Source organism: Mesorhizobium ciceri biovar biserrulae WSM1271 (assembly GCF_000185905.1).
In the GTDB taxonomy this organism is placed as follows: Bacteria; Pseudomonadota; Alphaproteobacteria; order Rhizobiales; family Rhizobiaceae; genus Mesorhizobium; species Mesorhizobium ciceri.
Window position 1 is genome coordinate 3,158,107 of sequence record NC_014923.1, and the last position, 21,291, is coordinate 3,179,397.

Genomic DNA, 21,291 nt, shown 5'->3' on the forward strand with positions numbered 1-21,291 from the left:
TTGTGCGGCCGAGTTCGGGGCCGCGTCAAGACGCGCGGGGGCGGCGAGGGCGAATGACGGCCAGTGAGGCCGGATTTTCAGACTGAGCGATACGCACTGGAACGAATGGCGGTCGGGAGAATTGCCAACCTCAAACCGAAGCCGTCATGCCGCCATCGACATACAGCGTATGGCCGTTGACGAAGGACGAGGCGTCGGAGGCAAGGAACACCGCGGCGCCGATCAACTCGTCGACATTGCCCCAGCGCCCGGCCGGCGTGCGCTTTTCCAGCCAGGCGGAAAATTCGGGATTGTCGACCAGCGCCTGGTTCATCTCGGTGCGGAAATAGCCGGGCGCGATCGCATTGATCTGCAGGCCGTGTTTGGCCCAATCGGCGCACATGCCCCTTGTCAGGTTGCGGATCGCGCCCTTGGTGGCGGTGTAGGGCGCGATGTTCGGCCTTGCCAGTTCGCTCTGCACCGAACCGACGTTGATGATCTTGCCCTTGCGGCGCGGGATCATGTGGCGGGCGACCGCCTTGGCTGCATGGAAGGCGCCCGACACATTGGTCTTGAACAGGCGCTCCCATTGCTCCTCGGGAAAGTCCTCGAGCGGGGCGCGGAATTGTATGCCGGCATTGTTGATGAGGACGTCGATGGCGCCGATCTCGGCCTCGATGCGGGCAATGTCCTCGTTGACCGCCTGAAAATCGGTGACGTCGAATACCGAGGCGTGCGCCTTGAAGCCGGCGTTGCGCAGCTTTTCGACGGCGCTGTCGATCCTGGCGGCGTCGCGGCCGTTCAGCACCACGCTTGCCCCATGTTCGGCCAGGCCCCGAGCCAGCGCGAAGCCGATGCCCTGGCCGGAGCCGGTCACCAGCGCCAGCCGGCCCTCGAGGCTGAACAGGGAGTTGGCCATCAAACCGTCTTTTGTTTGACCATGATCTCCGGACAAACGGTTCCGTTTGTCCGAGAAAACCGGTTTCCACTTTTCGGGATCATGGTTCTAGTCGCTGCGGCGGAAATTGCGGATGCGGTCGAACAGCACCGCCAGCAGGATGGCGCCGCCGATGAAGACGCCTTGCCAGAAGGCATTGATGCCGAGCAGGCCGAGACTGTTGCGGATCACCTCGATCAGGGCCGCGCCGACGATGGCGCCGAAGGCGGTGCCGACGCCGCCGGCCAGATTGGCGCCGCCGATGACGGTGGCGGCGATTACCTGCAGCTCCATGCCGGTGCCGAGATTGGTGGTGACGGCACCCAGCCAGCCGGTCTGGATGATGCCCGCAATGCCCGCCGACAGCGCCGAGATCATGTAGACGGCAACCTTGATCTGGCGCACCGGAACGCCGGTCAGCGTTGCCGCGTGCTCATTGCCGCCGATGGCGAAGATATGGCGGCCGAACTTGGTCCAGCGCAGGATGAAGCCGGTGATCAGCGCCAGAAGGATCATGTAAAGCACCGGGTTGGCGATGCCGAACACCCAGGCGCCGCCGCCCAATGACAGAAGCTTGGCATGGTCCGGCCCGAACTGGAAGACCACCGTGTTGTTGGAGGCGACCATGGCGAGGCTTCGGGCGATCGACAGCATGCCGAGCGTCACCACGAAGGGTGGAAAGCCGAGATAGGCGATCAGCACGCCGTTGAAGGCGCCAATGGCGAGCGCGGTGGCAATCGAGGCCAGGATGCCGACCTCGATCGAGTAGCCGGCATGCATGGTGACGGCCAGCACCATCGACGACAGGCACAGCACCGAGCCGACCGACAGGTCGATGCCGCCGGTGATGATGACGAAGGTCATGCCGAGCGCGATGATGGCGACGAAGGTGATGTTGCGGGTGATGTTGTAGAGGTTCTTTGAGGTGGCGAAAGCGTCGGTGGCAAACGACAGGAACACGCAGGCAAGGATGACCGCGATCACCACCCAGAAAGTCTGGCTGGCAAACAGTCTCGCGGCCAAGGATTGCTGCTTATGCTCGATCGGCTGGTCAATTGTCAGTGCCATCGTCGACCTTCATCTGCTGTGCGTGGTGGAATTCGCTTGAAATCAAACCTGTTCGATAGCGCCGGTGATCAGCCCGGTGACTTCCTCGGGCGAGCTCGACGCAATCGTCTTGTCGGCGACCTTGCGCCCGCGCCGCATGACGATGACGCGGTCGGCGACGGTGAACACGTCAGGCATGCGGTGGCTGATCAGAACGACGGCGATGCCCTGATCGCGCAAATGGCGGATAAGGTTCAGCACTTCGGCGACCTGGCGCACCGAGATCGCCGCCGTCGGTTCGTCCATCAGCACGATCTTGGCCTGCGACAGCATGGTGCGGGCAATCGCCACCGCCTGGCGCTGGCCGCCCGACATCTGCTTGACGAGGTCGCGCGGACGGGTCTCGGACTTCAATTCGGCGAAGAGCTGGCCGGCACGCTTGTACATCGAGGCATAGTCGAGGATCCGGAACGGCCCCACGCCGCGCCGCAACTCACGGCCGAGATAGACATTGGCGGCGGCAGTCAGATTGTTGCAGAGTGCAAGGTCCTGGTGGACGATCTCGATGCCGTGCTGGCGGGCTTCCGCCGGCTTGTGCAGGATCAATTCCTTGCCGTCCATGTGCATGGTGCCATGGCTCGGGCGGAAATTGCCAGCGATCATCTTGACCAGCGTCGACTTGCCGGCGCCGTTGTCGCCCATCAGGCCGACCACCTGTCCGGGCTCGATCGACAGCGAAACGTCGTTGACGGCCTGGATAGCGCCGAAATGCCTTGAGATGTTGGTGAGTTCGAGAACCGCCACCAGCCTTTGCCTCCCCGTGCTTTGCGACCTGCAGCTGTTACCGGCGTGGATGCCGACGCTGCTTGGCCTCGCTCTCCCCGGCTCCTCCCGAAGACGGCGTTAGCGTTCTTTTACGCAAAAGCCGGCGCACGTCAATCAATTGTCGGACGAATTGGGCCAGGACTATTTTAAAAATCCGTTTTGTAGGACAAATAGCATTGACGTTGGCGCCAAGCCGATATTAGCTAAGCGTCGGAGGAGATTATGCCGATCCTCGCTGGCGGTTCGCCGGCCGGAATTGGCGGAGGTTTGACGGTCCAGGATCCGGCGGCACCTGTGTGTGAGCTGGTCTGAAGCCGAATCTGGAAATGCTTATCGATCTGTCCTGGCGATACGAGCGCTCGCGAAACGACCCTCGGTCATCACGCATCCGGTCGATCTGTATGGCGGGCACGCCGTGTCCGTTTGTTTCAAGGGAGGACTGACATGAGGAAAACACTTTTGCTCGCCGCCGTCGCCGCCATGGCGTTGGGTGCCGGGCCGGCTTTGGCCAAGAAACAGCTCGTCATTGTCGTGAAAGGTCTCGACAATCCGTTCTTCGAGGCCATCCACCAGGGCTGCGAGAAATGGAACAAGGAAAACGCCAGCTCGGAATATGAATGCTTCTACACCGGTCCGGCGTCGACTTCGGACGAGGCCGGCGAGGCGCAGATCGTCCAGGACATGCTGAGCAAGGCCGACACGGTGGCGATGGCGATCTCGCCGTCCAACGCGCCGCTGATCGCGCAGACGATCAAGAGTGCCAATCCGTCGATCCCGATCATGACGGTCGATGCCGATCTCAGCAAGGAAGACGCAGGTCTTCGCAAGACCTATCTCGGTACCGACAATTACCTGATGGGCAAGAAGATCGGCGAGTACATCAAGAAGGGCAAGCCGAATGGTGGCACGATCTGCACCATCGAAGGCAACCCGGCAGCCGACAACATCCTGCGCCGTGCGCAAGGCATGCGTGACGCACTGTCGGGCAAGGAGGGCCTCGCCGCACTTGCCGGTGAAGGTGGCTGGACCGAAGTCGCCGGCTGCCCGGTGTTCACCAACGACGATGGCGCCAAGGGCGTGCAGGCGATGACCGACATCCTCGCCGCCAACCCCAAGCTGGACGCCTTCGGGATCATGGGCGGCTGGCCGCTGTTCGGCGCGCCGCAGCCCTATCGCGATCTGTTCGGACCGCTCAAGGACCGGATCGCCAGCAACGACTTCGTCATCGGCGCCGCCGACACGATCGGCGACGAGATTGCGATCGCTCGTGATGGCCTTGTAACGGCTCTGGTCGGCCAGCGGCCGTTCGAAATGGGCTACAAGGCACCGTCGGTGATGATCGACCTGATCGAAGGCAAGGCAGTCGCCGATCCGGTGTTCACCGGCCTCGACGAGTGCACCAAGGATACGGTCGACACCTGCATCCAGAAGTAGGTTCTCGATTTCGGGGCGCCCGGCTGCGGGCGCCCCGTCATTCCTGGACGGAAGCGATAATTCCCGAGCGGACGCAATGATTGGGGCAACCGGCTCCGGCTTTGCTGCGCCCGTGATCTGGATTTTTCGGCAACGAGATCGGCGCCCGTGCGGTTCGGACCAGTCCGGACGACAGACGGTCGACGCATTGGAACGTGGATGCCGGACGAGAAGTCAAGCAAGCGAACCGACCGGGCCAAGGCACAAGCCAGCCACGGCCCGGCTGTCATGCGCAAGGCCGGTGCCGCGCATTTTGCGGGAGCGAGCGTCCATGTCTCGCTGGCCGGCGAGATCGGCCTGCGGATCGTGCGTGGCGACTATCCGCCCGGCACCATCCTGCCCAACGAGTCCAGATGGGCCGAGATCTTCAATGTCAGCCGTTCGGCGGTGCGCGAAGCCATCAAGATGCTGATGGCGAAAAGCCTGTTGGCCTCACGCCCCAAGATCGGCAGCTGGGTCGAGCCGAAGGAGCGCTGGAACCTGCTCGACCGCGACGTGCTGGCCTGGTACGCGACGGCGCCCGACCGCGAGGCGTTCCTGCGAACCGTGCAGGAGTTTCGTCATATCATCGAGCCGGAAGCATCGGCATTTGCCGCCATACGGCGCAGTGACGAGCAAATGGCGGAAATCAGCCAGGCCTGCCGCGAGATGGGCGAGGCCTTGAGCCTGCAGGAGCGTATCCGCGCCGATACGCGCTTTCATCTGGCCATCCTGCGCGCCTCCGGCAACGACCTCCTTGTGCCGCTCGGCGTGTTGATCGAGTCGGCGCTCGACCATCTCTTCGCATTCACGACACAGCAGGTCGCCGATCAGCGCCAGGCGCAGAAGCTGCATGAGGCAATCGAAAAGAACATCCGCCTGCAGCGCCCAGCCGCCGCGCGCAACGCCGTGCACAAGCTGCTTGCGGATACCGATGAAGGGATCGGGCGCTGGAGGCGGTGATCGGCGCCTGCGTTGGGCAATCGGTTAAATGGTCTGCTTCTTGCCATCCTTCATCGGCATCAGGTCGACGCCGTTCACCTTGCCGATATGCGTTGCCAGCATCGGTACGAATTGCTCGGCCGGGCCGGTTGCATGAGCACCGGCGAAGGCGTTCTTGGTGGCGTTGCCGAGCGGGTTGGCAATGCCGGCCGCACCCGCCATCGATTCCAGATAGGTCAGGTCCTTGAAGGCATTGGCGATGGTGAATTTGTGCGCGTCGCGGTCACCTTCCAGCGTCCAGCGCATGAAGGTCTGGTAGAAGCCGCAATCCATACGGCCATTGCGGATGACGCTGTCGAAGCGCGGCGGCGAGATGCCGACCTTCTCAGCCAGTGCCAGTGCCTCGGAATAGATCGCGGCGTAGCCGAGCGAGATGAAATTGTTGAGCAGCTTCATGCGATGGCCATCGCCGGTGTCGCCGATATGGACGATGCGGCCGGCCCAGGTTTCGATTACCGGTTTCACCCTGGCAAAGAGGGCGTCCGGCGCGCCGACCATGGCGTCGAGTGTGCCTTCCCAGGCTTCCTTCGGCGTGCGGCTGAGCGGTGCGTCGACAAAATCGATGCCGAGCGCCTTGAGTTCAGCGGCAAGCGCAATGGTCGAGACGGGGTCGGAGGTCGAGCAGTCGACGACGACGGAACCTTTCTTCAAACCCTCCTTGAGGCCGCCCGGGCCGCGAATGATGGCTTCGACCTCGCGCGAACCGGTGACGCAGATGAAGACGATTGTCGATGCCGCCGCCACATCGCGCGAGGTCGATGCTTCGGTGGCGCCGCGGCCAAGCAGGTCTTCCGCCGGCTTGCGGTTCTTGCGGCCGAGAAAGGTCAGGCTGTAGCCCTTGTCGACGATGTTCTTGGCGATCCCGTGGCCCATCAGGCCAAGCCCGATGAAGCCGATCTTTTCGCTCGCGGCAGTCGTGTTCATGTCTTCAAGTCCTGTTGCAATGATTGATGTCAGGCGCTGCCGTTTTGCAGGCGAGGGTGGTTGCGGATGGCGATATTGTCTGACAATACACATAAATTCCTGAGGATGTGGAGAGCAAAATGACGAAGCGGATCATGTTCACCGGCGGCAGCGGCAAGGCCGGACGCCATGTCGTCCAGTATCTGGTCGAGCAAGGCTGCCAGGTGCTCAACATCGACACCAGGCCGCTCGACAACCCCAAGGTGCGCACGCTGATCACCGACATCACCGACAGCGGGCAGGTGTTCAACGCACTGTCGAGCTATATGGGCCTGCATGAATTCGACCCCTCGCTGCGTCCGCAGCCGGTCGATGCGGTGGTGCATTTCGCCGCCATCCCGCGCATCATGATCACCACCGACAACGAGGTGTTCCGCATCAATGCGCTCGGCACCTACAATGTCATCGAGGCGGCAGTTAAGCTCGGTATTCGAAAGGTAATCATCGCCTCCAGCGAGACCACCTATGGACTGGTCTTCGCCAACGAGCCGCGCGATCCAAAATATTTCCCGCTCGACGAGGAGTATGACGTCGATCCGATGGACAGCTATGCCTTGTCCAAGGTCGTCAACGAGAAGACGGCGCGGGCCTTCGCGCAGCGCAACGGCACCGACATTTATGCCCTGCGCATCGGCAACGTCATCGAGCCGCACGAATATTCGCTGTTTCCGAAATGGTTCGCCGATCCGGGTTTCCGCAAGCGCATCGCCTGGAGCTATGTCGACGCGCGCGACCTTGGCCAGATCACGCTGCGCGCCATAGAGAAGGACGGGCTCGGCTATCAGGTGTTCAACGCGGCCAATGACGACACCTCGTCCGACCTGCCGACAGCCGAACTCTTGAAGCGGTTCTACCCCGGCGTGCCGGTCAAGGCCGAACTCGGCGAATACGAGACGCTGCTCTCCAACCGCAAGGCGCGTGACGTGCTGGGCTTCCGCCCGGAGCATAGCTGGCGCAAATACGTCAAGCAGGCCTAGGCATGTCGACACTCAGGTGATGCCGGCCTGCGAATGACGGCTTTCTGCGCTTCCGCCTTCGCCGGCCGAAGCACTTATGAGTGGTCGTGGCAGTCAAGGCTACGGCCGGCGTAGGCCGATGCTCACGTACCCAAAAGTACGCTGCGCTCCGGTTCTTGAAATCCGTCATTCTCGGCTCGGCCTGACCTGAATATCGACATGCCAATCAAGCGGCGGATCGGGGCTGATCTGTGCACAGCGGGCAGCTTTGCGATGCAAGCCGCTTGCCGCGCTTGACAGCCTGCTTAATACGGACTTTCTGGACCCCATGCGGGACGCGAAGCCGAACAAGGAAAAATCGTTGGGGAAAGCGGCCTCCGGGGACCCTCCGGGCGGCGTTCGCCGGGCGGACGCCGCGCGTATTCCCGGCGCCAGCGTCCACGCCTCGCTGGCCAGTGAAATTGGCCTCAGGATCGTGCGCGGCGATTATCCGCCCGGCACCATCCTGCCCAATGAAGCGAAATGGTCGGAGACCTTCAGCGTCAGCCGCTCGGCGGTGCGCGAAGCGATCAAGATGCTGATGGCCAAGAGCCTTTTGGCCTCACGTCCCAAGATCGGCAGCTGGGTCGAGCCGAAGGAACGGTGGAACCTGCTCGATCGCGATGTGCTGGCCTGGTACGCGACGTCGCCGGATCGCGAAGTGTTCCTCAAGACGGTGCAGGAATTCCGCCATATCATCGAGCCGGAAGCGACCGCGTTCGCCGCGATGCGAAGAACCGACGAGCAGATGGCCGAGATCAGCCTGGCCTGCCGTGAGATGGGCGCGGCGACAAGCCTGCAGGAGCGGACCCGCGCCGACACGCGCTTCCATCTCGCCATCCTGCGGGCTTCGGGCAACGACCTGCTGGTGCCGCTCGGCGTACTGATCGAATCCGCCTTCGATCATCTCTTTGCCTATACGACACGGGAGATCGACGATCTCAACCACGCGCAGAAGCTGCACGAGGCGATCGAGAAGAACATCCGCCTGCAGCGCCCCGACGCGGCGCGCAATGCTGTGCGCAAATTGCTCGCCAACACAGACGGCGTCATCCGCGCCCGGTAGGGCTGGACGGGCCGCTAATCATCCTTGTCACGTCCGAAGGCGCTGCGCAGCTCGCCCTTGGCGTCCTCAAGCACTTTTTTGCGCGCGGCAGGCAAGTTCTTGCCGGCTCGGTTGATGTAAAAATTCAGCATCGACATGGCGGATTGGAAAGGCTCGGCCTTGCGCCTGTGGCTGTGTTCGGCGGATCGTTTCAGCGAGGCGGCGATCTTCCTGGCGTCGTCGGATTCGAAGACGTGATCCTCAAGATCCATTGCGTTGCTGTGCTCGGTCACCTCGGCCGACCATTTTTTCCTGGTGGCGGTCATCGCAGGACTCCTTTGCGGGGTGGGTTGCCGGGAAACTCCGCACATCGGCATCGGTTCCGCCCTGGCTCTGGAGCCACGGATTTGCCCGCTGTGGCGCTGCTGCGGCCTGAGAATGCGCCGATAGTGGCGCAAACGGCAGCCGATCTCCGAGACCGCCGACAGGAAACGCCTTGACCCGAACCGACAGCCTCCAGCCCGGCCCCGGCATCGACAGCTCCTATGCCTGGATGCGGCTTGCCATCTCGATGCTGCTGGCGACGATCGGCGCCGTGGGCATGTGGGCTGTCGTCGTCGTGCTACCCGCCGTGCAGGCCGAGTTCGGCGTCGACCGCGCCGCGGCGTCCATGCCTTACACGGCGACCATGGTCGGTTTCGCCGCCGGCAACGTGCTGGTCGGCCGCGCCATCGACCGGATGGGTTACTGGATCCCGGCGCTGATCTCTTCGATTGCGCTTTCCGCCGGCCTGCTGCTCGCGGCGCTATCGACCTCGATCTTGCAATTCACGCTTGCCCAGGGAGTGCTGATCGGTATCGGCACGTCGGTGATCTTCGGGCCGCTGATCGCCGATATCTCGCACTGGTTCAACCGCCGTCGCGGTGTTGCGGTCACGGCGGCGGCGGCCGGCAATTATCTTGCCGGGGCGTTGTGGCCGACCATCATGCCGACGCTGATGAAGGCGGAGGGCTGGCGCTTCACCTATGCGGCAATCGGCATCTTCTGCCTGGTGACAATGGTGCCGCTGGTGCTGATGCTGCGGCGCGGTGCCCCGGCGGCGGCCGTCGCGGGTTCGCCCGGAAGCCGGTCGGTGCAGCCGATCTCGCTGTCGCCGGCGGCCTTGCAGGTGCTGCTGGTCGTCGCCGGGCTCGGCTGCTGCGTGGCGATGTCGATGCCGCAAGTGCATATCGTCGCCTATTGCATGGACCTTGGCTACGGCGTCGCACATGGCGCCGACATGCTGTCGATCATGATGGCGGGCGGCGTCGTCAGCCGGCTGGCGTCCGGCTTCCTCGCCGACCGTATCGGCGCCGTGTGGACATTGATGATCGGCTCGGTCCTGCAGTGCCTGTCGCTGCTGTTCTACATCCCGTTCGACGGGCTTGCCTCGCTCTATGTGGTGTCACTGGTGTTCGGCTTGTCGCAGGGCGGCATCGTGCCTTGCTACGCGATCATCGTGCGCGATTATATGCCGGCCAGAGAGGCCGGCCAGCGTATCGGCATCGTCATGATGGCGACCATCTTCGGCATGGCGATCGGCGGCTGGATGTCGGGCTGGATCTACGATTTGACCGGCTCTTATGCGGCTGCGTTCCTGAACGGCATTGCCTGGAATATCTTGAATATACTGGCTATCGTTCTGTTATTGTGGCGGTCGCGGCGATCATTGACGGTTGCAGCTTAAGCCTTATTCCGGGCGCACAAAATGCATCTCGATCTTCACGGTAAGCCCATTCTTCTAACAATAGCGGTGTGGGCCTGCACCGCGGGATGCCTCGCAGGCGCCGCCGCAATTTTCTATTCGATTATCCTGGTGCTCGGCAGAACCGGGGCGCTTGTAGACACTACTGAGGAAAGATCACTTGGTTGGAGCGAGCGAGCCGGCCGCAGGAATAGCCGTTTCAACAGATTTCTTGTTGCTGACGAATTCCGATCGCTTCGCAAGCTCCTGTTTGGAGCATGGGCCGGATTTTTAGTCTCGTTTGGTCTTCTTTCTCTGCTGATTTTTCTCTTTGGGGAGCGGACATTGACCTAGCGTCGAGAAGGAAGCGCGCGGATAAATATCCCACTTTGACAACATATGACGGCTGCGGGCGCGATGGCTTCCGATCTGTATCTTGCGAGGACTCGATTTTGACCAAGCCGCGCACGCGCCGGGGCGGCGGCCGCCCGACCATCGCGGATGTCGCGCGCAAGGCCGGCGTCGGCGCCATCACCGTGTCGCGCGCCCTGCGCGAGCCGGAGCGTGTCTCCGAAGAGTTGCGCCGCCAGATCCAGGCCGCCGTCGACGAACTGGGCTACGTGCCGGACCCGAATGCCCGGGCGCTGGCCTCGGCGCGCGCCGAGGTGTTCGGCGTGCTGGTGCCGTCGCTTACCAACAACGTCTTCGCCGAGGTGGTGCGCGGCATCTATGACAGCCTGTCGGCCAGCCCGTTCCGCATCCAGCTTGGCAACACCCACTATTCCGGCCTCGAGGAAGAGCGGCTGCTGCAACTGTTCGGTTCGCAACGGCCAGCGGCGCTGATCGTCGCCGGCATCGATCAGACGCCGGCTTCGCGAAAGCTGCTGGAAAGTGCCGGCTGCCCTGTGGTGCAGGTGATGGAAACCGGTCCCGATCCGGTCGACATGATGGTCGGCTTCTCGCATCTCGATGGCGGGAGGGCGGCGACCGAGCATCTGATCGAGGCCGGCTATCGCCGCGTCGGCTTCATCGGCGCGCGCATGGATCCGCGTTCGCAGCGGCGCCTTGCCGGCTATCGCGCGGCGATGGAGGCCGCGGGCCTGTTCGACCCGCGCCTCGTTACCACCACGCCGGTGCTGTCCAGCGTGTCGCTCGGCCGCGAGATGTTCCGCGACGCGCTGGCCAAGGTGCCGACACTCGACGGTGTCTTCTGCAACAATGACGACATCGCGCTCGGCGTCTTGTTCGAATGCCATCGCGCCTCGATCGCGGTGCCGAAGACGATCGGCATCGTCGGTTTCAACGATCTCGACATGATGCAGGTGGCGTTTCCTTCGGTCACCAGCATCCGCACCCATCGTTATGAGATCGGCCGGCGTGCCGTCGCCATGGCGCTTGCTGCGATCGCCGGCAAAAGACCGGAGCAACGGATCGTAGACCTCGGTTTCGAGCTCAAGCGCCGCGAGAGCACGGCGCGTTGAAACGCACAGAAGCGACTGTGCGAATGCCGGTTTACACGCCAATTTGGTAGCGCTACCATCTCCTACAGGCAGGTGCATGAACGACAGGTCGCACTTGTTTATTATACATAAGCGACAACTAATACTTGTTTATTATGGATAATATGATAGTTTTCGCCCCGCTGGCGGCGACAAGGGAGGTACCGGGTCGGCCATCACGGGCGGCCGAGGAAGCGCATGGCGAGGCGGGAGGTGCCAGTCCATCGCGCGAAAAATTCGCATTGCGAAACGAACAATCAGAACTGCAATCGGGAGGATTATCGATGATCAAGTCACTTGTTGGTGGCGTCGTTGCCGCCACTGCATTCGTCATGCTCAATTCGGCCGCCATGGCCGCCGGACCCGAAATCGTGTCGGGTCCCGCCGCTCAGGCGGACTGTTTCGCGCCGTGGAGCGCAGAGACCAAATTCTTCAAATATCCCAAGAAGGAGGGGCCGTTCCGCATCGCCTTCGCCAATGGCTATATCGCCAACACCTGGCGCATCCAGATGGTGCAGACGGCCAAGGCCTACGCCGCGCAACCTGAAGTCAAAGCCAAGATCAAGGAATTCAAGGTCGTCTCGACGGGCGAGGACGTGCCGGCACAGATCTCGGCGATCAACAATTTCATCGATTCCGGCTATGACGCCATCGTCACCGACGCCCAGAATCCGACGGCCTTCGGTCCGGTCATCAAGCGTGCCAAGGAAGCGGGCATCGTGCTGGTCGCCTTCGACAACATTCTCGACACCAAGGACGCCATCAACGTCAATGTCGATCAGAAGGGTCTTGGCGAATTGTGGGCCAAGTGGCTGGTCGGCAAGATACCGAACGGCGGCAAGATCCTGGAAGTGCGCGGCGTCGCCGGCACCTCCGTCGACACCGATCGTCACAACGGCATCCACGAGGTCTTCGATGCGTCCGGCAAGAAGTGGGACGTGACCGAAGTCGCCGGCAAATGGGATGACGGCGTGGCACAGAAGGTGACCGCGGATGCGATCGCCACCAACGGTCCGTTCGACGGCATCACCGGGCAGGGCGGCGACACCGGCATCGTGCAGGCGATGATCGACGCCAAGCATCCATTCGTGCCGTTTGGCGGCGAGACCGAGAACGGCTTCCGCAAGTTCTGCGCCGCGCATTCAGCCGACGGGCTGAAGTGCTCGTCCGCGGGCTCGGGCCCGGCTCAGGTCGCTGTCGCCATCAAGACAGCGATCGCCGCACTCGAAGGCGAAGTCGTGCCACAAGAGGTGAAGCTGCCGCTGGCGATCGCCGAAGACCCGAACATGAAGGAAGGCACGGATTACTTCCCCAAGGAATCCGACAATTTCTTCGTCGGCAATTCCTTCCCGACCTGCGGCATCAATTTCAGCGCCCAGGAAATCATGGGTCAGACCAAGGAAAACCAGTAAATCATCGCTGGCTGTCACCTGGCGCCGCGGCTTGAGCCGCGGCGTTTGTCTCAATTCCACAATCGCCCTGGGAGGGCCGATGGACGGTGCGGCTCCGCTCTTTCGTATGGAAGGCATATCCAAGCGCTATGGCGGTGTACGCGCGCTGGAGAAGGCCGAGCTTGTTGTCGAAGCCGGCAGCATCCACGCCATTCTCGGCGAAAACGGCGCCGGCAAGTCGACGCTGATCAAGGTCATGGCAGGTGTCGTGGCGCCCGATGAGGGCCGCATGACGCTGGACGGGCGCGAGGCGACCTTCGCTTCTCCGGGTGCCGCCAACAAGGCCGGCATCGTCTGCATCTTCCAGGAACTGTCGCTGGTCCCCGAGCTAAGCGTTGCCGACAACATCGTCATTTCCGATCCGCCCAAACGCTTCGGCATGATCGACCGCAAGGCGCAGCGCCGCATCGCCGAAGAAGCACTTGCTCGTGCCGGCGCCGCCGACATCCACCCGCTGGCGCTGGTCAAGGACCTGCCATTGTCGCGCCGGCAGATGGTCGAGATCGCCAAGGCATTGGCACGCAAGCCGCGCATCCTCATCCTCGACGAGGCGACCTCCGCGCTGACTGCCGCGGATGTCTCGAAGATCTTCGCGGTGCTCAAGCGGCTGCGCTCGGAAGGGCTGGCGCTGCTTTACATCTCGCACCGCATGAACGAGATCGCCGAACTGGCGGATCAGTGCACGGTGTTCCGCAACGGCCGCAATGTCGCCAGCTATCCAGCCGGCTCGAAGAGTGACAATGAGGTGGTCGAACTGATGATCGGCCGCGAATACAGCCATATCTTTCCGCCCAAGCCGACGGCCGTGCCTGCCGCCGCGGCCCCCAGGCTCGAGGCCCGCAAGCTCTCATGGGCCGACCGGCTGCACGACATCTCGCTGACCGTCAGGGCAGGTGAGGTGGTCGGCCTTGGCGGCCTCGACGGCCAGGGCCAGCGCGAATTGCTGCTCGCCTTCTTCGGCGTGCTGCGCGGCCTCGGCGGCCAGATCCTGATCGACGGCAAGCCTGTGTCGATCACCAGTCCATCCGTTGCGCGCGACGACGGCATCGGCATGGCGCTCATTCCCGAGGACCGCAAGACCGAAGGGCTGATGCTGCCGATGACAGTGCGCGAGAACCTGTCCTTCGCCGCCCTCGACCGGCTGTCGAAAGCCGGCATCATCGACCGTGCCGCCGAGCAGCGGCTGATCGACGACATGGTCGGCCTTTTGGCGATCAAGACGGCGGGCCTCGACATTCCGGTCGGCGCGCTTTCGGGCGGCAACCAGCAGAAGGTGGTCATCGCCAAATGGCTGATGCGCCAGCCGCGCATCATTCTGCTCAACGATCCGACGCGCGGCATCGACGTCGGCACCAAGCAGGAGCTGTACCAGCTGATGCGCAAACTGGCCGACGCGGGTGCTGCGATCCTGTTCTACTCGACCGACTATGACGAGTTGATCGGCTGCTGCGACCGTGTGCTGGTGCTCTACGACGGAGCGGTCAAGCGCGAGCTGGTCGGCGCCGAGATCACCGAGCGGGCGCTGATATCAAGCGCGCTCAACATCCATGGCGAGGACAGCCCGGTGGGCCTGGGAGTGGGCGCATGAAGGATTGGCGTTACTGGCTGGCCGAGCAGCGCGGAACGCTGCTGGCGTTCGGCATCTTCATCGTCATGTTCGTCATCTACACCTCGAACCATCCGGCCGGCTTCACCGCCAATGTGGTGCAGACGGCGGCCAACAAGGGCGTGCTGCTCGCCTTCGTCGCCATGGCGCAGACGCTGGTGGTGATCACCGCCGGCATCGACCTGTCCGTCGGCATGATTTTTCTCCTCACCAACTGCCTGGCTTCGTGGCTGGTGGTGGGAACGCCGATGCAGACGACGCTCGGCGTCATCGCCGTGCTGGCGGTGGGACTGCTGTGCGGCGCCATCAACGGCGCCATCGTCATCTATGGCCGGCTGCAGCCGATTGTCGCCACCATTGCCACAGGCGCCGTCTATTACGGCATCGGCCTGTTGCTGCGGCCATTTCCGGGCGGCTCGGTCAATGAGGACCTAGCCGATGCGCTGACCGGCCGTGTGTTCGGCGTGGTGCCGGCAAGTCTCGTCGTGCTGCTGGCCATCGTGCTGGTGATCTGGGTGCCGTTCAGCCGCTCGGTGCTTGGCCGCGCCGCCTACGCGGCAGGCTCATCGGAGACGGCGGCCTACATGTCGGGTGTGCCGATCCGGCGCGGCAAGTTCGCCGCCTACACGCTGGCCGGCCTGCTGGCGGCGATCGGCGGACTGTTCCTGACCTTCTTCACCTATACGGGTGAGGCGGCCTATGCCAGCGGCAACTCCTACACGCTGTTTTCGATCGCCGCCGTGGTGCTCGGCGGCGTCTCGCTGTTCGGCGGCAAGGGCAGCGCCATCGGCGCCATCTTCGGCGCACTGGCTTTCCGCACGATCGGCGACCTGTTGTTCGTCTTCGATTTCGATCCGCTCTGGCAGCCGCTGTTCCAGGGCGTTATCCTGCTGGTCGCCGTCAGCCTCGGCGCCTTCGCCCTGTTTCGGGTCCGCAACCGGCTGGAGTGGTTCCTGTGAGCGAAACGACGCTTGGCGGCATTGCCGGCCGCATGCCAAGATTCATCCGCCGCGCCGATCCGGCGGTGCTGACGGCCTTTGCCTGCATCGTGCTTTTGCTGTTCTTCGGCAGCCTCTATTCCAGAAGCTTCCTGTCGCCTGAATATCTCCTGCAGCAGCTCAAGGTGGCTTCATTCCTCGGCGTCATCGCGACAGGCATGATGCTGGTCATCCTGCTCGGCCAGATCGACCTGTCGGTGCCGTGGGCGGTGGCGGCGGGCGCCATGATGGCCTGCGCCGCGGCGGCGTACGGCCCGGTCGGCGTGGCGTTGGCCATCCCGTTCGGCATCATCTGCGGCATGCTGATCGGCGTCGTCAACGGCATCGGCGTCGCCTATCTGCGCATCCCCTCGATGATCATCACATTGGCCACCAACGCTGTCGCGCAAGGGCTGATGGTGGTCTACACCGGCGGCTTCTCGCCGCAGGATTCGGCGACGGGCGCGATGCGCTACCTGGCGACCGGTTTCGCCATTCCGGGCGTGCCCAACGCCGTCATCATCTGGGCGCTGATCGGGGCCGCGATGGTGTTCGTGCTGACGCGGACCGGCTTCGGCCGCACCGTCTACGGCATCGGCAACCGCGAGCGCGCGGCCTATCTCTCCGGCATCGACACAAGGCGCGTGGTGATGATCGCCTTCGCCGTCTCCGGTGGGCTCTCGGCTTTCGGCGGCGTGCTTCTGGCCGGCTATGCCTCCAAGGCGGCGCAGTCGATGGGCGACGCTTATCTGCTGCCGTCGATCGCCGCGGTGGTGCTTGGCGGCACCTCGATCCTGGGTGGGCGCGGCTCCTATCTCGGCACTGTCGCCGGTGTCATCCTCATCACGTTGCTGCAATCCATCTTGTCGGTCATGCAGATGCCGGAGGCGGGGCGGCAGATCATCTACGGTGTCGTCATCGTCGCCATGCTGCTGCTCTACGGCCGCGCGCCGGCAAGCCGCTGACAGTGGACGAAGCGGCAGCACAGGCGCCGACGAGCGCCCCCGGCTCGGTGCCGGCCATCGTGGTTATGGGCGTCGCCGGCTGCGGCAAGTCGGCGGTGGGCATTGGGCTTGCCGCCGCTCTGGGCGTTACCTTTATCGAGGGCGACAGGCTGCATCCGCCGGAAAACGTCGCACGCATGGCAAGCGGCGAGCCGCTTACCGATCAGCTGCGCGAAGGCTGGCTCAACGCGATCGGCGAGCGCATCGCCGCGTCGGTGGAGCAGGGCAAAGGCGTGGTCGCCGCCTGCTCGGCGCTGAAGCGCAGCTACCGCGACCGGCTGAGCGGCTTCTGCCCGGAAATCGTCTTCCTCTATCTGGAGATCGACCCTGGTACGGCCAGGCAGCGCGTCGGCAGCCGCAAGGGCCACTTCATGCCGGCGAGCCTGGTCGACAGCCAGTTCGCCATCCTCGAGCCGCCGGCTGCGGATGAGCGCGCCTCGAAACTCAATGCCACACGCCCGGTCGGTGAGCTCGTCGCCGCCGCGGTCCGCCTGATACGCCGGTCATGAGCCTTCATCCATTCCGATGCCGATGCTGTCCGAGACCTCGGTCAGCCGCTGCCGGCGGGACCACGTCAGCATCTGCTCGGGGTAGAGCTTCAGCGCTTCCAGCAGGCGGTCGCGCTTGAGCAGGATGTAGTGCGCCTGCACAGTCATGTTCTTGGCGCCATCCCTGGCCATGTCCGTTGCCGGGCTGACAGATGCCTCCGGCGTCAGCTCGGGGCTGAGCACGGCCCGGTATTCGATGAAGGGAACCACTTCGAAGGTCGACATGGCAAACAGGGCTGTCCTGCCCCTGGCGGCGAAATTCGCCGGCGCCGAGGCGAGATGCGTCCAGCCGCTTTCGCCCATGGCTGCCTCGGTGAAGGTCGTGCCGGCGTGGACGGTGTTGGTCATCGTCACCACGCCATTCTGCTTCAGGATCTTCTGGATGCGGATGGTGACCTGATAAGTGTCGTCGCGGCCAAAGACGACCCGGCTTTTCAGGAACCGGTTTTCGACATCGATCAGCGGCGGATTGAGGAAACGCAAGCCGAACGCCGATTCGGAAATACCGTGGGTGTTGACGCTCACCTGATGCGCTTCGATACCGGCCTCGTACAGCGCGCGCTTGCCGATGATGGTCTGGGCGGTGAACTGATCGCACCAGAGGATGGCGCCGTGGCCGCGCTGCAAGGCCGACCGCAGCCCCGCCAGCCCTTCCAGCCGGATCATCGGCGACCAGCGGCCGGCCACCAGATGAGCGGCGAGCTGCAAGCGGCGGCGGTGGCGCGCTGCCAGCAATCCCTCGAACAGCTTGCGTGCATCGATACCATCGCCCAGCACCGCGAGCGTGGCGGCAGCGTAGGCCGGGAATTCCTTGCGCATATGGCGCTTGAGGCGAAACCTCGATATGCGGCCGCAGATCGGCGCCCACCACCGCACCGGCAGTGCCGCCGCCACCACGAGATAGAAGATAGACAGCAGGCCTTCGCGAAGATCCTTGTTGGAAAAACGGCGAAGCCGGCCAGGGCGAACCAGCTTGCGGCTGAAGAAGCGCACATCCTCCGCCCGTTCCGGGACGAAGACGTCGGCGATGATTTCAGTGCGGAAACTGGCTGCCGACGGCAGCTTGCGGGCGGCCTTGCGGGATTTTGCTAACCACCACAGCCTCATCGGTCCAGCCCGTTCTTCGAACCCCGCTTTACTGCGTCGGCTTGGGCCGTGCAAGGTGGTGTCCGTGCTCGAGACTTCTGCAAATTTCGCTTGCCCTAGACTTAAGATAAGCGCGCCGCTTACGAAGTGTTGATTTCGAGGGCAGGACGAAGATAGTCGTATCGCTATTCCATATATGGCATCAGCACATCTTCGATCCATTTCATGAACGCGCGGACTCGGCGCGATAGATTGCTCCGATGTGCGACGACGAGGGACACGGCGAGCGGCCGGCGACGAAAATCGGGTAGGATCTCGACAAGCGCTCCACTCTCCAAGTATCGGCCAATGCCCAAGAGTGGCGCCTGGATCAGGCCAAGGCCGGCGAGGGCCGCTGCTTCGTAGATCTGTGCGCTGTTGACGTGTAGCGCACCTGGCAACTGAAGCGTCGCGTAGCTGTCGCCGTCCGGATATTCCCATCCATAGGGTCGCGCGCCCAGCAGCGTCGAAAAATGAATTGCCCTATGTTCCTGACGCTGGAGATCTTCCAGCGATCGAGGCACGCCATGGCGCGCCAGATAGGCGGGACTAGCTGCGTTGGCCATGCGCAACAGGCCCAACGGGCGGGCAATCAGGGTCTCGTCGCGAATGGGTCCAAGCCGCAATACACAATCGAACCCCTCTTGAACCAGATCGACTTGCCGATCCGTACTCGACACCTCCAGCTCCAACTCGGGGTGAGCCGCCATGAAATCCGGCAAAGCCGGTACGATCGTTGTGCGCGCCACTTCGGTCGGAAGGTCGACCCGCAAACGGCCGCGAAGTGCCACGCGGTCGCCTGCGAACATCGAGTGCAAATCATCGACTTCAGCAAGCAGATCGCGGGCGCGGGCATGAATCGCGTCCGTCCTCCGTCAACCGCACGCTGCGCGTCGTCCGGTGCAGAAGCCTGACACCCACATCTTCTTCCAGCTTGCGGACCGCCGTTGAGGCTCTCCCCTTTTGGATGCCCAGGCTATCGGCCGCGCGGGTGAAGCTCCCCATTTCCGCGACCGTTGTGAAAATGAGGATGGGTTCGAGATTCTGCATTTTCGTGCCTCGGATTGTTCCCCAAAAAGAGAACAGTTGGTTCATTTTCTCGGCATTTATCACAGTTGAGAGGCACAGTAAGCTTCGAATATGGGATCTCCCCATCGGAGAATGACAAGTGTCCGAAACTGTGAACCTGCATCAGACACCGGAAACTATGACCTTGCATCGCGCCCTGTGGGCCGGCCGGATCATGAGCGCGTTTGTCGTCATCGCCCTGACGGCAGATGGCACTGTTCAGCTTTTCGCGCCGGCACAGATCGCCAGCATGTTGCAGGAAACCGGGTTTGCGATGGACCTGACCCGTGTCGTGGGTCCGATCATCCTCGCCTGCGCCATCCTCTACGCCATCCCGGTCACCGCCGTCCTCGGCGCGATCCTGGTGACGGGCTTTTTGGGAGGTGCCATCTGCGCCCATCTGCGCATCGGTGAGTTGGGGTCGCCGCCGGAAATCATCTCCCTGCTTCTGGGCGCGATGACCTGGGGCGGCCTCTATCTCCGCGATCCCCGTATCCGGGCCATTCTGCCGCTCATCCATTGAACCAACAGGGGCAGCTCTGTCCCCCGACATCAGGAGAAACACATGTTCCTAGTAATGGGAATCACGGGAAAAGTTGGCGGCGCAACGGCAGAGCATCTGCTGGCGCACGGCAACGAGGTACGCGCACTCGTCCGCAATCGCGACAAGGCGGCCAATTGGGCGAACCAGGGCGTGGAACTGGTAGACGGCGACTGGAATGATTCGGCAGCCATCGAGCGAGCCCTCAAAGGCGTCGAAGGCGCGTTCGTCATGTTGCCCCCTGTCTGGGCGCCGTCGCCCGATTACAAAGAAGCGAGGAGCGTGATTGCTAGCTATGTCGAGGCTCTGACCAAGGCAGCGCCGCCGCGAGTGGTTGCGCTTTCGTCGATGGGTGCGAACCGAACAAGCGGGCACGGGGTGATCGCGGCCTTGTCGCTTCTGGAGCAAGGGTTTCGCGGCCTGACATCGCCAACCGCATTTGTGCGCGCGGGGGGATTCTTCGAAAATTTCCTCTACGGCTTGCAGGTCGCGCAGGGCGGAATGCTGCCGGTCTACTACAATCCGACAAACCGGAAATCGACCATGGTTGCGACGAACGACATCGGCGCAGAGGTCGCAACCCTTTTGACCGGGTCGACGTGGTCAGGGCAGCGCATCGTCGAGATAGGTTCGATGGTCACCGCGGATGAAGTCGCGGAGCAGTTGGGTGAAGTCCTGAATCTCGCCGTGAAAGCCTTTGCAATTCCGCGTGCGGGGTGGGCGGAAGCGTTCGAGCAATTCGGCATCCCGAAGGGGCACTCCGGACCTGCCGAAGAAATGTTCGAGGCCGTGAATGCGGGATGGATGGACCTCGGTGTGGCGGGTACGGAGCACGTAGCGGGTACGACGTCCGCACGCGCTGTATTCGAGGCTGCGTCTAATGTGAACGGATAGGCCAAAACTGCATGAGGTTCTCCGTGATTTCGAGCTTCGCAACCCGAGATTTGGAGAACCTCTCCTTCAATGCAGGAATCTCTATCTGAACGCGATCGGCTTGAAGTCGGTGGTTTAGATCTGCGACGTCAGCTCGACCGGAAAATCGTCATTGTCGGCATCGCGCATGGCGGCGAGGCTGCGATTATCCAGCACTTCGGCGATTGCCTGCCGCACCTCCAGCATCATGTGGCGGACCTGGCAGGTCGCCTCGTCGCAATCCTCGCAGCGTTGATACTGCGTGCGGCTGGCGCAAGGGATTGGCGCCAGCGGCCCGTCAAGCACGCGCACGACATGGCCGATCTTGATTTCGGAGGCCGGCCGGGCAAGGCGGTAGCCGCCTTCCTTGCCTTTGCGGCTCTGGACGAAGCCGGCATTGCGCAACTCACCCAGAATGGCATCGAGGAATTTCTTCGGGATGTTGTTCGCCACAGCGATGTCATTGACGAAGGCCAATTGGCCGGCCGGCAGGCCAGACAGATGCACGAGGGCCTTGAGGCCGTATTTGCCTTTTTTTGTCAGCATGCGCAGATCAACCCATAAAAGCCCCAACCACTCGCATCTGGCGACT

General features: G+C 62.9%; 23 protein-coding genes. 14 read left to right on the top strand and 9 right to left on the bottom strand.

Annotation, left to right across the window (positions count from 1 at the left end; genetic code table 11):
- Positions 1 to 130 precede the first annotated feature (130 nt).
- From MESCI_RS15315 to MESCI_RS15325, 3 genes are all read right to left on the bottom strand, one after another.
- On the bottom strand, positions 131 to 898 hold the full coding sequence (locus MESCI_RS15315; protein WP_013530852.1) for an SDR family oxidoreductase: 768 nt from the start codon (positions 896 to 898) through the stop codon (positions 131 to 133).
- Positions 899 to 985: 87 nt separating this feature from the next.
- The gene (locus MESCI_RS15320) at positions 986 to 1,984 is read right to left on the bottom strand and encodes an ABC transporter permease (protein WP_013530853.1); all 999 of its coding nucleotides are present in this window, start codon (positions 1,982 to 1,984) and stop codon (positions 986 to 988) included.
- Between the two features lie 42 nt (positions 1,985 to 2,026).
- Positions 2,027 to 2,767, bottom strand: coding sequence for an ATP-binding cassette domain-containing protein (locus MESCI_RS15325; protein ID WP_013530854.1), 741 nt, complete (start codon positions 2,765 to 2,767; stop codon positions 2,027 to 2,029).
- Positions 2,768 to 3,232: 465 nt separating this feature from the next.
- On the opposite strand from MESCI_RS15325, the gene MESCI_RS15330 reads away from it, so the two are divergent.
- Both MESCI_RS15330 and MESCI_RS15335 read left to right on the top strand, forming a co-directional pair.
- On the top strand, positions 3,233 to 4,222 hold the full coding sequence (locus MESCI_RS15330; protein WP_013530855.1) for a sugar-binding protein: 990 nt from the start codon (positions 3,233 to 3,235) through the stop codon (positions 4,220 to 4,222).
- Between the two features lie 198 nt (positions 4,223 to 4,420).
- Positions 4,421 to 5,203 carry a FadR/GntR family transcriptional regulator gene (locus MESCI_RS15335; RefSeq protein ID WP_013530856.1) on the top strand — a complete coding sequence of 261 codons (783 nt, stop codon included), beginning with the start codon at positions 4,421 to 4,423 and terminating at the stop codon, positions 5,201 to 5,203.
- 24 nt (positions 5,204 to 5,227) lie between these two features.
- On the opposite strand, the gene MESCI_RS15340 is transcribed toward MESCI_RS15335, so the two are convergent.
- Positions 5,228 to 6,166, bottom strand: coding sequence for an NAD(P)-dependent oxidoreductase (locus MESCI_RS15340; protein WP_013530857.1), 939 nt, complete (start codon positions 6,164 to 6,166; stop codon positions 5,228 to 5,230).
- Positions 6,167 to 6,285: 119 nt separating this feature from the next.
- On the opposite strand from MESCI_RS15340, the gene MESCI_RS15345 reads away from it, so the two are divergent.
- The gene (locus tag MESCI_RS15345) at positions 6,286 to 7,182 is read left to right on the top strand and encodes an NAD-dependent epimerase/dehydratase family protein (RefSeq protein WP_013530858.1); all 897 of its coding nucleotides are present in this window, start codon (positions 6,286 to 6,288) and stop codon (positions 7,180 to 7,182) included.
- A 307-nt stretch (positions 7,183 to 7,489) separates the two neighbouring features.
- On the top strand, positions 7,490 to 8,266 hold the full coding sequence (locus tag MESCI_RS15350; RefSeq protein ID WP_013530859.1) for a FadR/GntR family transcriptional regulator: 777 nt from the start codon (positions 7,490 to 7,492) through the stop codon (positions 8,264 to 8,266).
- A gap of 14 nt (positions 8,267 to 8,280) precedes the next feature.
- On the opposite strand, the gene MESCI_RS15355 is transcribed toward MESCI_RS15350, so the two are convergent.
- Positions 8,281 to 8,571, bottom strand: a complete 291-nt coding sequence (locus MESCI_RS15355; RefSeq protein WP_027160693.1) for a DUF3175 domain-containing protein — start codon at positions 8,569 to 8,571, stop codon at positions 8,281 to 8,283.
- A gap of 170 nt (positions 8,572 to 8,741) precedes the next feature.
- Between MESCI_RS15355 and MESCI_RS15360 the strand changes: the two genes are divergently transcribed.
- The 8 genes from MESCI_RS15360 (at position 8,742) to MESCI_RS15395 (ending at position 17,014) form a co-directional block, all read left to right on the top strand.
- Positions 8,742 to 9,971 carry an MFS transporter gene (locus MESCI_RS15360; RefSeq protein WP_013530861.1) on the top strand — a complete coding sequence of 410 codons (1,230 nt, stop codon included), beginning with the start codon at positions 8,742 to 8,744 and terminating at the stop codon, positions 9,969 to 9,971.
- 21 nt (positions 9,972 to 9,992) lie between these two features.
- Entirely contained in the window at positions 9,993 to 10,322 is a 330-nt protein-coding gene (locus MESCI_RS15365) for a hypothetical protein (RefSeq protein ID WP_032898595.1), read from the top strand.
- 98 nt (positions 10,323 to 10,420) lie between these two features.
- The gene (gntR, locus tag MESCI_RS15370) at positions 10,421 to 11,449 is read left to right on the top strand and encodes an HTH-type transcriptional regulator GntR (protein WP_013530862.1); all 1,029 of its coding nucleotides are present in this window, start codon (positions 10,421 to 10,423) and stop codon (positions 11,447 to 11,449) included.
- A 302-nt stretch (positions 11,450 to 11,751) separates the two neighbouring features.
- On the top strand, positions 11,752 to 12,879 hold the full coding sequence (locus MESCI_RS15375) for a sugar ABC transporter substrate-binding protein (protein ID WP_013530863.1): 1,128 nt from the start codon (positions 11,752 to 11,754) through the stop codon (positions 12,877 to 12,879).
- A 79-nt stretch (positions 12,880 to 12,958) separates the two neighbouring features.
- Positions 12,959 to 14,506: a sugar ABC transporter ATP-binding protein gene (locus tag MESCI_RS15380; RefSeq protein ID WP_013530864.1), complete on the top strand. Its 1,548-nt coding sequence runs from the start codon at positions 12,959 to 12,961 to the stop codon at positions 14,504 to 14,506.
- Complete coding sequence (locus MESCI_RS15385; protein ID WP_013530865.1) at positions 14,503 to 15,483, top strand: ABC transporter permease; 981 nt, start codon at positions 14,503 to 14,505, stop codon at positions 15,481 to 15,483. The genes MESCI_RS15380 and MESCI_RS15385 overlap by 4 nt, the downstream gene beginning before the upstream one ends.
- On the top strand, positions 15,480 to 16,466 hold the full coding sequence (locus MESCI_RS15390; RefSeq protein WP_013530866.1) for an ABC transporter permease: 987 nt from the start codon (positions 15,480 to 15,482) through the stop codon (positions 16,464 to 16,466). The genes MESCI_RS15385 and MESCI_RS15390 overlap by 4 nt, the downstream gene beginning before the upstream one ends.
- Positions 16,467 to 16,468: 2 nt before the next feature.
- The gene (locus MESCI_RS15395; RefSeq protein ID WP_013530867.1) at positions 16,469 to 17,014 is read left to right on the top strand and encodes a gluconokinase; all 546 of its coding nucleotides are present in this window, start codon (positions 16,469 to 16,471) and stop codon (positions 17,012 to 17,014) included.
- Here the strand turns inward: MESCI_RS15395 and MESCI_RS15400 are convergent.
- The 3 genes from MESCI_RS15400 to MESCI_RS33150 form a co-directional block, all read right to left on the bottom strand.
- On the bottom strand, positions 17,009 to 18,160 hold the full coding sequence (locus MESCI_RS15400) for a hypothetical protein (RefSeq protein WP_013530868.1): 1,152 nt from the start codon (positions 18,158 to 18,160) through the stop codon (positions 17,009 to 17,011). The two genes, MESCI_RS15395 and MESCI_RS15400, sit on opposite strands and share 6 nt — an antisense overlap.
- A gap of 164 nt (positions 18,161 to 18,324) precedes the next feature.
- On the bottom strand, positions 18,325 to 18,987 hold the full coding sequence (locus tag MESCI_RS15405) for a LysR substrate-binding domain-containing protein (protein WP_245268533.1): 663 nt from the start codon (positions 18,985 to 18,987) through the stop codon (positions 18,325 to 18,327).
- Between the two features lie 19 nt (positions 18,988 to 19,006).
- A complete protein-coding gene (locus MESCI_RS33150; protein WP_338048473.1) occupies positions 19,007 to 19,333 on the bottom strand; it encodes a helix-turn-helix domain-containing protein in 327 nt (108 codons plus the stop codon).
- 13 nt (positions 19,334 to 19,346) lie between these two features.
- Between MESCI_RS33150 and MESCI_RS15410 the strand changes: the two genes are divergently transcribed.
- Together MESCI_RS15410 and MESCI_RS15415 are read left to right on the top strand one after the other, a co-directional pair.
- Complete coding sequence (locus tag MESCI_RS15410; protein ID WP_013530869.1) at positions 19,347 to 19,769, top strand: DoxX family protein; 423 nt, start codon at positions 19,347 to 19,349, stop codon at positions 19,767 to 19,769.
- 42 nt (positions 19,770 to 19,811) lie between these two features.
- Complete coding sequence (locus MESCI_RS15415) at positions 19,812 to 20,681, top strand: NmrA family NAD(P)-binding protein (RefSeq protein WP_013530870.1); 870 nt, start codon at positions 19,812 to 19,814, stop codon at positions 20,679 to 20,681.
- Between the two features lie 114 nt (positions 20,682 to 20,795).
- On the opposite strand, the gene MESCI_RS15420 is transcribed toward MESCI_RS15415, so the two are convergent.
- Positions 20,796 to 21,245, bottom strand: a complete 450-nt coding sequence (locus MESCI_RS15420; RefSeq protein ID WP_013530871.1) for an RrF2 family transcriptional regulator — start codon at positions 21,243 to 21,245, stop codon at positions 20,796 to 20,798.
- Positions 21,246 to 21,291 lie beyond the last annotated feature (46 nt).